This window comes from Paenibacillus sp. FSL M7-1455 (assembly GCF_038004655.1).
Taxonomy (GTDB): Bacteria; Bacillota; Bacilli; order Paenibacillales; family Paenibacillaceae; genus Paenibacillus_AQ; species Paenibacillus_AQ cookii.
Map to the genome: position 1 here is coordinate 2,508,509 of NZ_JBBORO010000001.1, position 12,264 is coordinate 2,520,772.

The window sequence follows — 12,264 nt, forward strand, 5'->3', positions numbered from 1 at the left end:
GTCGAACAAGGGTTAGCGTGTATTTCGTCGCTTGATCTCCGCCAACTTTTTTGCGAAGGCATTCTCCATCTCCAGGTATTCGTTTCGAGCTTCTAATTCCTTGATCCGCAGCTTGAGACGTTCATGCTCATCCAGTTCCTCTACAGGCTTCTTTCGACCGCGATTGTCCTTAAGAGCATCTTCACTGCCTGCTTGATACTTCCGAACCCAGGCATACACTTGCTGATAAGATACACCGTACTTTTCGATGGCTTTCTGATAATCCAAACCATTAGCGATTGTATATTGCGCAATTTCAATACGTTCCTCGTAAGTTGTTTTACGTCCTTTGTTCATTTGAGATAGTCCTCTTCCTTTAAGAGTAGGTTTTAATTCTATCTCCTTAGTATACTTGTTAATCCATTTCCGCAACACACTGTTGCTGGAAATACGATGCTTCCTTGTCGCCTCTTCAAGGGAGCAATGTCCAGATAACACATCCTGAACAGCAGCAATTTTCAATTCCCTTGAATACGTTTTCCATGTTCTCGATTCCCCCAATCCATCCAAACCATCTGCTCTGTATTTTCTTATCCACTCTCTAACTGTGTGGGAACTAACCCCTAGTTGTCTCGCTTCATAGTTTGGATTTGACCTGTGCTCCAGGCATCGCTGTATGGCATGCAGTTTCGTTTCAATTGAAGTTGAACTTCTTCTAGACATAGAAATACTCCCATCGTTGCAGTAGTAGAAGTTTTTATTTTTTCTACTGTCTACTATGATGAGCGTTTTGCAGTAATCTGAGGCCTTGAGCCGTAAGGATTTTCGGACATAAAAAAGGGACTTCACCCCAACTTGGAGAAGTTTTCAAGTGACCAAACCCAAAAACCTCAAGGATGGAGGAAGTCACTTTGTATATTCTCCAAGAATGTCTGTTTTCCTTCGAAGAACTTTTAAAAATTCAACCCAAGGAGAGATTGCCGATCTTCTTCAGCTCTCTCGATCTGAGACCGTATGCCAAGGAACTGAGAAGCCGTTCACCCCGAGGCGCTGAGGGATACTGCAGACAAGGTATTCTACGAGCACTCTTGGCTGCGCCGCTTGAAGGAATAAGTACCTTTTCAGGGTTGCATAAGCGTTTGGATACGGATCTCCGGTTTCGTTATCAGTGTGGTCTTCCGCTGGATCGAGAAGCTCCTTCCATATCCACATTAAGCCGAGTTTTCTCAGAACTGACGAGAAAGGACTTGGCAAAACGGCTTTTTGAGGATTTGGTCACACGCTGTCAGCAGGAAGGTATCATAGAAGGCAGTAACGTCGCCATAGACAGCACCGCTCTCCGCGCTTACGAGAAAAAGCAGCCCAAACGCAAAAGCGAGCAAACGGGTAATGCGAACTGGGGCGCAAAAATTGATTCCTTCGGCAATAAAATCACATGGTTTGGTTACAAAATTCATCTGGCGGTCGATACGAAAAGTGAATTGCCGATCGCCTTGGAAGTAACGCCGGCGCATGTCAATGATGGAGAAATGGCGCCGGGCCTGATCGAGAAAACAGCGTCCAGGACGAGCACACGATTTTTCATACTCGATGCGGGCTACGACCAAATGAAAGTTTATGAGGCCGCCCGCAACGTCAAGGCACAAGCCATCATTCCCCTTAATCTTCGGGGGGAGAAGGAACCGCCTGCTGGCATGACCTCGAACGGAACACCGTGCTGTTCCATGGGTTATGCGATGACATACTGGGGAGTTGACGGCGATATGCATAAATTTCGCTGCCCGCATGCCACGGGTAAAGTCGACTGTCCGCTTGGCATGGCTGCCTGCTCGTCTTCAAACTATGGAATGGTCGTCAAAGTAAATGCGAAGGATGATCTCCGGCGATACAGCATCCCTCATCGGGATACAAAGCGTTGGAAGGAACTTTACAATGAACGAACCAGCGTAGAACGCTGCAACTCCCGATTGAAAACCTATTTGACGGCAGACGCCGCACATGTCCGGGGCATTCAGAAAGTCACAACTCACCAGTATTTGAATGCCATTGTTCTGCTTGCATCTGCGCTCGCCGTTTCTCATCATTCAAAACGGGCTGCCGCTTAAAAAACGAGCTGTTCTAAAATTCTGCAAGTCTGCCCTTTTCTTCATCCATATAATACCATTTTCGAAAATTCCCCCTTAACGACAGTGAATATGCTATCGCTTCTTCTCTGAAACGGAATTATGCAAAACACTCATGATGGGAGCATATCAGACGAAGTCTGAGGCTCTTTTTTTATTTTATCGCAACGCGTTGCGTTCAAGTCGCTTTTAAATAATCGAGAATCATGGCTTTCAGGATTTCGAGCTGCTTTACCGGTTCGATATTCGATTCGAGCATCGGAATGCTGCTCTGCAGCGACAATTTTTTGGCAAACTGGCCAAACGCGTTCGTAACGGTCGCAATCGTCTCCTCCAAAGGCACGTCTGCCCGGAGGGAACCGTCGTTGATGCCGTCCTTTAAAATTTGGGACAACGACGTTTGAATGCGGCCGACGGCGGCATGGTACGCAGGCAAATCCTCGAGCGGCTCGCGGGATTGGGCGGCGTAGCTTTCGAACGCTTCGATCAATTTGGTGTTTTCGCTATGTTCTTCGCCGATAAACCCGATGAATACGTCGAGCATTTGCTCCAGGCGCTCATAGCAAGTGCCGGGCCGGCGGAGGATTTCCTCGAACGTTTCGGTCTGCGATTCGATGATTTTGATTGCAACGGCGACGATCAGTTTGTCTTTTTTCGGAAAATGACGGAACACCGTCGCGACCCCCATATGGGCTTCCGTTGCGACATCCTGCATCGTCGCTTTGTCGAGGCCTTTCCGGTTGAACACCTTTTGGGCTGCTTCCAGCATGAGCGCTACCCGCTGCTGCTTGGCTTCCGTACGTTCCCGGTCCCATCTGGTTTTTGAATTCAAATTGTCCACGTTCCTTCCAAACGGTTCGTTTTTTTGTTTCGTGATCATAACAAATGGCCGGAGGGCTGTCAACCGGATAAAGCGGGGAAAGTCCGCGCCGCCTGCAGGATGAAACGGTTGTCATTCGCCTGCGGCAGGCGTATAATGATCGGTGTAATGATAGTTGCACTATCACACAGATATTTTAACTATCATTAGCAGATTTTATTCTAAATCCTAAAGGAGTCGATCCTTATGTCTGAAAACCATCAAGTTGTTGTCATTACCGGTGCGGGAAGCGGAATAGGCCGCGCGACAAGTTTGAAATTCGCCGCAGGCGGCGCCAAGGTCGTGCTCGTCGACTTTAACCGGCAAACGGGCGAAGAAACGTTGAAGCTCGTGAAAGAGCAAGGCGGAGAAGGCATCTTCGTGCAGGCTAACGTCGCAAACAGCGAGGACGTCCAAAACTATGTGAACAAAGCCGTGGAGACCTACGGACGCGTCGACGTCTTTTTTAACAATGCCGGCGTCCTGCAAAAATTCTCCATGTTTGCGGATATCGAGGACTCCGAGTTTGACCGGATTTTCTCCGTCAATGTCAAAGGGGTTTTCCTCGGCATGAAATATATGCTGAAAGTGATGGAAAAGCAGGGACACGGCGTCATCATCAACACCGCTTCGACCGCGGGACTGCGGAGCGAGCACAGTCTTGCGGTATATTCGGCAAGCAAGCATGCCGTCGTTGCGCTTACGAAATCCGCGGCGCTTGAATACGTGAAAAAAGGAATCCGCGTAAACACGATTTGCCCCGGCGGCGTGGATACGTCCTTGACCCAAGCCGTTCCGTCCATGATGCAGGAATCCGGATACGTTCCTGAGGAACTGCCGAACATGCGCATCGGACGTTACGCCAATCCGGAGGAGCTGGCGGAAGTGGTTACGTTCCTCGCTTCGCCGAAAAACAGCTACATGACCGGCTCGATCGTTCCGGTCGATGGCGGATTGACGCTGTAATAACCACCGTTTTGAGGGCCTGTGCGAGGATGTTCGCACGGGCCTGTTTTGCGTTTGGGGGGCGTAATCAAACCGGAGGGATGCCCAAATAATATTTGACAGATCAGTACAAAATAAGTATGCTAATACCACCATTATTTTCCGAAAGGAGTTTAGGCCAGATGAGCAAAAGCGGAAGACCGCGCGAGTTTAAGGATAACGCCGTGATCGACGCCGCGATGGAAGTGTTCTGGGACAACGGCTATGAATCATGCTCGACCGAAGCGCTGTGCAATAAAACCGGCCTCGGCCGGGGAAGCCTGTACAATGCATTCGGCAGCAAACACGAGCTGTATGAACAGGCCCTTCGGAGATATCATGAGCTGGGAATCCAGGAGCAGATGGAAATTCTGGAGAGGGAGGTTCCGGTAAAAGATCGCTTGAGGGCATTATTGGAGTGGCAAATTCGGGGGGATTCCAGGGCGAACAACAGGGGATGCCTTTTGATTAATGCCGCTGCGGAGCGGGCCAAAACCGATCCGGCCGTCGAACGCATTTTCAAAAAACACGTCGACCTGCTGGAACACGCGATCGAAAAAGCGATCATCCAAGGTCAGGAGGCGGGGGAAATTACGCAGGACCGCAAGGCTTCCGAACTGGCTGACATGTTTCTCAGCAGCCTATACGGTCTCGGCGTCATTTATCCCGCGACGTTGAACCGAAGCTTGGCGGAACGCATCATTGAAGGAACGTTATCGTCGCTAGATTAGGCACGGCATGCGCTTTCCGGGTTTGGGAAGCGCGAACGCCGGCCGCGGCTGCGATGGATCGGGCAAGAGACGGATAGGGTGCTTCCCGAGGAACCTTTTTTGGATTAATTTTGTACTGGGTTGTACAAAATCGTCTTCTGATTTTGCAGAACATCCCTTTTGAACGAAGGGACGCTTTTTTAACCTTAATTTTGTACTGTTTATTACAATATTGAAAATCCGGGAGTGATGTTTATGCCACTGGCTATTTACGTACTGGGACTGATGATTTTTTCCATGACGACGTCCGAATTTATGGTCGCGGGGATTATGCCCTCGCTTGCTTCGGATTTCGGGGTATCGATCGCGGCGATCGGTTATCTGATTTCCGCTTATGCCGCCGGGATGATCGTCGGGGGACCGATGCTGACGATCGGGCTTCTCAAGCTTCCGCGAAAAACCGCCTTCATGAGCTTGGCGTTCATTTTTCTTGCCGGCCAGACCTTGGGCGCATTGGCTCCGAACTATGAGCTGATGATGGCGGCAAGGATCATCACGGGCATTGCCTCTTCGGCTTGCTTCGGGGTTGCCATCGAAATTGCTTTGACGCTTGTCCGGCCGGAATCCAGCGGCCGCGCGGCTTCGATCGTGCTCGGCGGATTGATGGTCGCCACGGCCGTGGGCCTGCCGATCGCGATGCTGTTCGATCAATACTTCGGCTGGCGCTCCAGCTTCTGGGCCGTAGCCATACTCGTATTGCTGTCCGGTATCATGGCGCAGCGTCTCATTCCGGCATCGCCTGCGGTCGGGTCGGTGAGCCTCCGCGGCGAGATGGCCGCCTTTAAAAACCGGCACCTGTGGGCCGCTTATTTGACGAGCATGCTGATTATCGGCGCCACTTTTGCCGCATTCAGTTATTTTTCGCCGATCCTGACCGACGTGACCGGTTTCGATGCGAAGCTCGTTCCGCTTCTTCTCGGCATTTATGGCGTGGCCACGGTGGTCGGCAACCTGATCACGGGGCGGCTGGCTGACCGCTTCATGATGCCGATCCTGACGATCGGACTTACGGTCCTGGCCGCGGCGCTGATCATCTTCGGCTTGTTTGCGGGCAATCCGGTCGTCGCGATGGCAGCCGTGATCGTCATCGGCCTTGCCGGAGTGCCCATGAACCCTGCCATGGTGACGCGGGTATCGCGGACGTCCAACAGCGGCTCCTTGGTGAGCACGGTCCACGTTTCCATTGTCAACTACGGCATCGTGGTCGGATCGACGTTCGGCGGACTCGCCATTGACCAAGGTTTCGGCCTGTCTTCTCCGCTCTGGGTAGGGGTCGTATTGGGGATTCTCGGTCTCTTGTCCCTTGTGCCGTATCTCTTGAAGGAACGCGAACCGAACACCCGGATGCAAAAAAGCGGGCAAACCTGCGCCTAAGGCATCCATGGAATCAAAATCGGCAGGCCGGGCATGAAAACCCCGGCCTGTTTTTAATTGACCGCACTCCCGATCCGTTCGATGAAACCGCGAAGCGGGGTCGAAATCCACTTTTTGGGATGCAAGGCCAGCAGCAAAGTTAACCGGAGATCGGGATGCGCAAACGGGAGGCTGACCAGTTCCCCGCGGCCGATTTCGGCTGCGGCAGCCATCCGCGGCAGGAGCGATATGCCTGAGCCGCTCATCACGCACCGTTTGATGGCCTCGGGATTGCCGAGTTCAAGGCCGATCGCATAAGGGATGCCGTTTTTCTTTAAAATGTTTTCGAGCATGATCCGGTAATTGCAGCTCTCTTCGGGCATGATCCACTCGGCGCCCGCCACATGCTCCAACTCGATTTTCTTCATCCTGCAAAGGGGATGCTCCGGGCTTGCCAGCAGCACGAGGGGTTCGTCGCGGATCGTTTGCCATGCCAATGACGGATCGGAAGGCTCGCCGTCCAGGATCAGGCCGAGATCCAGTTCGCCTTCTTTGACTTGCTTGAGAATATGCGTCTCGCGACCGGTCTGCAGCCGGACGGACAGCCCTTCGTAGCGCTCCCGGATTTCCTGCAGGAAAGGGGGAAGGAAATAAGCGGCCAGCGAATCGATGGTGCCGACCGAAAGCGTGCCCCCGCTTTGCCTGCCAAGCCTTTCCTTGGACTGCTGGTGGAGGTCCAGCATTTGGACCGTGAACCGGAGCAGTTCTTCCCCCGCGGAAGTCAGGCGCAAACCTTTGCCGAACCGCTCGAACAGCTGGACGCCGTAGGCTTTCTCCAGTTTTTGGATCTGCGCGGTGACGCTGGACTGCGCGTATCCAAGCTCCTCGGCCGCCCGGGTAAAGCTTTGGCGGAGGGCGACCTCGCGAAACGTGTTCAGGTAAGTGAGATCCATCCAGTTTCAACTCCATCAATAATATTGATCATGCTCATCGATTATTATAGATAACACCGATGGCATTTCCTATGGTAAATTGAAGGCACAAACCGATAGGAGGTCATCCCAATGTTGAAAAGAGAAGATTTGCGGGGCGTTTTCGTGCCCGTCGTTACGCCGTTTACGCAAGGCGGCGAGCTCGATTTGGCTTCTTACCAAAACTATGCCGGGCAGCTGGCAGAGCAGGATATTGCGGGTCTGATCGTGAACGGAACGACGGGGGAAGCCCCGACCGTCCGGTGGGAAGAGGTGCGGCAGCTGGCGGAAGCGACGCAGTCTCTTTTGAAAAATAAAAAAAGGGCGGTGCCCGTCGTCATCGGAACCGGAACCAACGATACGGCATCGACCGTCGAACGAACCGAAAGCGCGGCGAACATGGGAGCCGATGCGGTTCTCGTTGTCGTTCCTTATTACAGCAAACCGTCGCAGCAAGGGATCCTGGAGCATTTTCGGACCGTGGCCCGGGTCGGGGTGCCGGTCATTGCCTACGAAATTCCTTCCCGTACGGGGATCCGCCTCAGCATGGATACGGCCAGAGCCATCATGGAATTGGACGGGGTCATCGGCATCAAGGACAGTTCCGACAGCCTGGAGCTGATCGGGGAACTGACGAGGCATAACGCCGGCCCGGTCCTTTGCGGGGACGACCTGCATTATTTCGCCAAACTGGCACTCGGGGCAGTCGGGGGAATATTGGCCTCCGCGAACGTAAACACGCAGCGTTTCATCGATGTATATAACCTGGTGCAAAAGGGGGAGATCCTTGCGGCCAAACAAACCTTCGACGCCCTGATTCCATTGGTCCAAGGCCTTTTCCGGGAACCGAACCCCGCTCCGCTTAAGTGGTTGTTGGCGAGCTTGGGCCAAATCGCCACGGATCGCCTCCGGCTGCCGCTGATGCCGATTTCCGAGCAGCTGAAAAAAGAACTTGAGCCATGGCTGCATTACCTATAATCCGAACATTCCCTTATAATATATAGATAAGACACCGCAGGAAAAAACAAGGCCGGCGGGCGATGCGAACGAAGGGGATTTGGAATTGGCGGCACAAAGAGAGGAAATATTGCAGCGGTTATACAAGCAAATCCAGGCGGATGAGCATATCATCGGCGTGGCGGCAGGGGCCGGCATCTCGGCCAAATACGCCGTCAAAGGCGGAGCGGATCTCATTTTGGCGCTGAATTCGGGGCGTTTCAGACAGATGGGGCTCGGCTCCGTCGCCGGCTTTTTGCCATTCGCAAACAGCAATGACATGGTCATGGAATTCGGGTCGCGGGAAATTTTATCCGTGGTGGGAGAAACGCCGGTCATTTTCGGCCTGTGCGCGACGGACCCGACGATGGAACCGGAAGCTTTTTTGAAACGGATTCGGGAAAGCGGCTTTGCGGGCATCATCAACTACCCGACCGTGGGATTGATCGACGGGAAGTTCCGAGAAGCGCTGGAGGAAGAGGGCATGACGTATCTGCAGGAGGTGGAAGCCGTCAGGCTGGCGCACGAGCTGGGGCTTTTTACGATGGCTTTCGTTTTTGACGCGGAGCAGGCATCGCTGATGCTGAAGGCGGGCGCCGATTGCATCTGTGCTCATTTGGGCGTCACCGGAGGCGGGAGGATGGGCACGAAAAGAGTGCTGTCCCTGGAAAAAGGGGCGGAGCTCGCCCGGCAAATTTTCGCCGTTTGCGACGCTTCGGGCAAGCAGCCGGTCAAGCTTGTCTACGGCGGCCCTGTGCATGCTCCCATCGATGTGCAATATATGTACGACAATACTTCGGCGATGGGGTATGTCGGCGGGTCCAGCTTCGAGCGGATTCCGACGGAAGAGGCGATCGTGGAAACGACGCACCGTTTTAAGCTGACCGGGCATCTGGAGCAGGACAAGCAGCTGATGGACCGGCTGTCGCATGCGAACGAACCGTACGATTATGTCGCTTTTGTCAAAGAATACGTCGCTGAGCATTACATGCACAATGTTTCGCTCACCGAACTGGCGGAACGGATTCACGTATCGCGGACCCATTTGAGCGCTTTGTTCAACAAAGAGGTCGGCTGCAGCTTTCCGGAATACATCGCGAAATACCGCATCCATAAAGCCCAGGAAGTGATCAAGCACACCAGGCTGCCGCTGGCCCGGATCGCCGAAACGGTAGGATATCCGGACTACGTCCATTTCAGCAAAACGTTCAAAAAATATACGGGCATGACTCCTCAAGCCTACCGCCGACAAACATAAGACAAATATACATAAAGATCGTACATGGATACGATCCTTTTTTGATGAAAGCGCTGTATCCTTGACTTGTAGGGGCATGAACGGCAGCCCGAACCGGGTGGCCGCCTGAGGCTCAAGTGAAGGAGGTTGTTTTCATGAAAACGATTGCGATTGCCGGAACGTTCGATTCGAAAGGCGAAGAGTTTTTGTACGTGAAATCGGTCATTGAAAACCTTGGCTTAACAACGTTTACGATTCACTGCGGCGTATTCGAGCCGATGTTTACGCCCGACGTGTCCAACATTGAAGTGGCGCAGGCGGCTGGAGCGGACATCCGGGAGATTGCCGCAAGGAAGGACCGGTCCGCCGGGACGGAGACGCTTGCCAGGGGAATGGAACGGATCGTTCCGCAGCTTTATGCGGAAGGGAAGTTCGACGGCATCCTGTCGTTCGGCGGCACCGGCGGCACGTCCATCGTTACCGCAGGCATGAGGGGATTGCCGATCGGCGTTCCGAAGCTGATGGTTTCGACCGTCGCCTCCGGCCATACCGAACCGTATGTGGGCACCAGCGACATCGTCATGTTTCCGTCGATCGTGGACGTGTCCGGGCTGAACTCTTTTTCGACCACGATCTTTGCGAACGCGGCGCATGCCATCGCGGGCATGGTGCAGTTCGAATCGGCTCCGCCGCGGGATAAAAAGCAACTGGTCGCGGCGACGATGTTCGGGGTGACGACCCCGTGCGTTAATTATGCCCGAGAATATTTGGAACAGCAGGGCTACGAGGTGCTTGTTTTCCACGCGACGGGTACCGGCGGCAAAACGATGGAAAGCCTGATCGAAGGCGGCTTCATCGACGGCGTCCTGGACCTGACCACGACCGAATGGTGCGACGAGCTTGTCGGCGGGGTGCTTGCCGCCGGACCGCATCGCCTTGAGGCGGCAGGCCGCTGCCAAGTGCCCCAGGTCGTATCGACGGGCGCGCTCGACATGGTCAACTTCGGGCCGTACGATACCGTGCCGGCTGCATTCAAAAACCGCAATTTGTACAAACATAATCCATCGGTAACCTTAATGCGGACGACCGTGGAGGAAAACCGGAAGCTTGGCGAAGTGATCGCGGAGAAATTAAACCGGGCGCAGGGGCCGACGGCGCTCATGCTTCCGCTGCAGGGCGTGTCCATGCTTGACGTGGAAGGGCAGCCGTTCCATGGAACGCAAGAGGACGAAATGCTGTTTGACACGTTAAGACAGCGGATTGACCGCCAAACGGTAGAGCTGATCGAGCTCGACACCGACATCAACGACAAAGCTTTTGCCGTGGCGGCGGCCCGAAAATTGATCGAATTGATGAAAAAAGCGAACCGGAAGACCATCTGAAACAAACGCGATATGGAGGAGGAAACATACGATGAAAACCAGAACGGAAATTTTGAAAAAACTAAAGGCAGAGGTTGCTGCAGGCAACGTGCTGTTGGGTGCGGGAGCAGGAACGGGCATTTCGGCGAAAAGCGCCGAAGCCGGCGGCGTGGATCTCATTATCATTTATAATTCCGGCCGGTACCGGATGGCGGGACGCGGTTCGCTTGCCGGACTGATGGCTTACGGGGATGCGAACCAAATCGTCGTGGACATGGGGAACGAAGTGCTGCCGGTCGTCAAAGAAACGCCGGTGCTGGCAGGCGTCTGCGGAACCGATCCGTTCCGGATCATGGATATTTTCTTGAAACAGCTGAAGGAGCAAGGTTTTGCAGGCGTACAAAACTTCCCGACGGTCGGTCTGATCGACGGCGTGTTCCGGGCCAACCTTGAGGAAACCGGCATGGGGTACGACCTGGAGGTCGACATGATCCGCAAAGCGCATGAACTGGATCTGCTGACCACGCCATACGTGTTTGACGAGGAACAAGCGAAAAAAATGGCCGAAGCCGGAGCGGATATTTTGGTTGCGCATATGGGATTGACGACGAAAGGAACCATCGGCGCGAAAACGGCGCTTACTTTGGACGACTGCGTGGAAAAAATCCAGGCGATTTGCGACGCGGGCAAGGCGGTTAATCCGGACATCATGGTTCTGTGCCATGGCGGCCCGATTGCCGAACCGGAAGACGCGGAATACGTTCTGTCCCGAACAAAAGGCGTCGAAGGCTTTTTCGGAGCGTCGAGCATCGAACGTTTTGCGACGGAGGTGGGCATCAAGCAGCAGACCGAAGCGTTCAAGAACATTTTGAAATAAGACGCCCGGACTGAAACTCCGCGGAAAACATACAACTCATCAAGCCTTAGCCGTTGCCATGTCCCAGGGAATCGATTCCATGCGGATGGAGCGGCCGAGGCTTTATTGATTTCACGATGCGACTAAAAGCCCGCAAAGTTCTTGCGCGCATGATGGCGGGTTGTCGCCGTTTTGCGGCAGAGGCCGCAAGGATTACGGGATGCAGCGTCGAAAAAGAGATATGCAATGACCCTGTTGCAACAACAAAAATGTAGGGAGGCAAACGGATCATGACAAGCGTAGAGAAGTATATTGAGGAATGGCTCCGGCATCGTTTGGTGCTGCAAGAAATGGTTGCATTGATTCCCGATGAACATATCGGCTTCAAACCTTGGGAGAAAGCCGTTCCAATGGGTTCTTTAATCACACATATCGTCACCTCAACGGACATGTTCGCGTAAAAACGGTCAAAAACGGCACGTTTACTCCGCCGGCAAAAATCAATCCATGCGAAACGATGGAAGAAATCGGAAACGTTGTCCGGGAATTGACGGAAGAGACCCATAGAGATTTGAATTTGATCCAAGATGAACAGTTGGAAAAAGAACTCGAGTTTAACGGTTATATCGGTACCGGAAGATTATGGCTGGAAACAGCAAAGGATCATGAAATCCATCATAAAGGCCAATTGTTTACGTATGCAAGAATGATTGGGGTGGAAAAGCTGCCGTTTATGATGAAACAACCCCCGAAAAAACAATAAATGATCCTCAAA

The 12,264-nt window shown here is 53.2% G+C and carries 13 protein-coding genes; 10 read left to right on the forward strand and 3 right to left on the reverse strand.

Features of this window, described 5'->3' with window-relative positions; all coding sequences use genetic code 11:
- Positions 1-12 precede the first annotated feature (12 nt).
- Positions 13-702: a helix-turn-helix domain-containing protein gene (locus NYE48_RS11560; protein WP_047914513.1), complete on the reverse strand. Its 690-nt coding sequence runs from the start codon at positions 700-702 to the stop codon at positions 13-15.
- A 188-nt stretch (positions 703-890) separates the two neighbouring features.
- Between NYE48_RS11560 and NYE48_RS11565 the strand changes: the two genes are divergently transcribed.
- On the forward strand, positions 891-2,084 hold the full coding sequence (locus tag NYE48_RS11565; protein ID WP_340997203.1) for a transposase: 1,194 nt from the start codon (positions 891-893) through the stop codon (positions 2,082-2,084).
- 196 nt (positions 2,085-2,280) lie between these two features.
- Here the strand turns inward: NYE48_RS11565 and NYE48_RS11570 are convergent, their stop codons facing one another.
- A complete protein-coding gene (locus tag NYE48_RS11570) occupies positions 2,281-2,934 on the reverse strand; it encodes a TetR/AcrR family transcriptional regulator (RefSeq protein WP_212947703.1) in 654 nt (217 codons plus the stop codon).
- Positions 2,935-3,168: 234 nt separating this feature from the next.
- Between NYE48_RS11570 and NYE48_RS11575 the strand changes: the two genes are divergently transcribed.
- The 3 genes from NYE48_RS11575 to NYE48_RS11585 all read left to right on the forward strand — a co-directional run bounded on the left by NYE48_RS11575 (position 3,169) and on the right by NYE48_RS11585 (position 6,089).
- Positions 3,169-3,927, forward strand: a complete 759-nt coding sequence (locus NYE48_RS11575) for an SDR family NAD(P)-dependent oxidoreductase (RefSeq protein WP_340998682.1) — start codon at positions 3,169-3,171, stop codon at positions 3,925-3,927.
- A gap of 161 nt (positions 3,928-4,088) precedes the next feature.
- Positions 4,089-4,676, forward strand: coding sequence for a TetR/AcrR family transcriptional regulator (locus NYE48_RS11580; RefSeq protein ID WP_340998683.1), 588 nt, complete (start codon positions 4,089-4,091; stop codon positions 4,674-4,676).
- A 234-nt stretch (positions 4,677-4,910) separates the two neighbouring features.
- Positions 4,911-6,089, forward strand: a complete 1,179-nt coding sequence (locus tag NYE48_RS11585; RefSeq protein WP_340998684.1) for an MFS transporter — start codon at positions 4,911-4,913, stop codon at positions 6,087-6,089.
- 53 nt (positions 6,090-6,142) lie between these two features.
- On the opposite strand, the gene NYE48_RS11590 is transcribed toward NYE48_RS11585, so the two are convergent.
- Positions 6,143-7,021, reverse strand: a complete 879-nt coding sequence (locus NYE48_RS11590) for a LysR family transcriptional regulator (protein WP_340998686.1) — start codon at positions 7,019-7,021, stop codon at positions 6,143-6,145.
- A gap of 111 nt (positions 7,022-7,132) precedes the next feature.
- On the opposite strand from NYE48_RS11590, the gene dapA reads away from it, so the two are divergent.
- The 6 genes from dapA to NYE48_RS11620 all read left to right on the forward strand — a co-directional run bounded on the left by dapA (position 7,133) and on the right by NYE48_RS11620 (position 12,252).
- Entirely contained in the window at positions 7,133-8,017 is an 885-nt protein-coding gene (dapA, locus tag NYE48_RS11595; RefSeq protein ID WP_340998688.1) for a 4-hydroxy-tetrahydrodipicolinate synthase, read from the forward strand.
- An 85-nt stretch (positions 8,018-8,102) separates the two neighbouring features.
- Positions 8,103-9,293: a phosphoenolpyruvate hydrolase family protein gene (locus tag NYE48_RS11600; protein WP_212947693.1), complete on the forward strand. Its 1,191-nt coding sequence runs from the start codon at positions 8,103-8,105 to the stop codon at positions 9,291-9,293.
- 134 nt (positions 9,294-9,427) lie between these two features.
- Complete coding sequence (locus NYE48_RS11605; RefSeq protein WP_036714087.1) at positions 9,428-10,654, forward strand: Tm-1-like ATP-binding domain-containing protein; 1,227 nt, start codon at positions 9,428-9,430, stop codon at positions 10,652-10,654.
- Positions 10,655-10,685: 31 nt separating this feature from the next.
- Positions 10,686-11,510: a phosphoenolpyruvate hydrolase family protein gene (locus tag NYE48_RS11610; protein WP_036714086.1), complete on the forward strand. Its 825-nt coding sequence runs from the start codon at positions 10,686-10,688 to the stop codon at positions 11,508-11,510.
- 269 nt (positions 11,511-11,779) lie between these two features.
- Positions 11,780-11,950 (forward strand): hypothetical protein, encoded by a 171-nt coding sequence (locus NYE48_RS11615; protein ID WP_340998693.1) that lies wholly within the window; start codon positions 11,780-11,782, stop codon positions 11,948-11,950.
- 110 nt (positions 11,951-12,060) lie between these two features.
- A complete protein-coding gene (locus NYE48_RS11620; RefSeq protein WP_340998694.1) occupies positions 12,061-12,252 on the forward strand; it encodes a DinB family protein in 192 nt (63 codons plus the stop codon).
- Positions 12,253-12,264 lie beyond the last annotated feature (12 nt).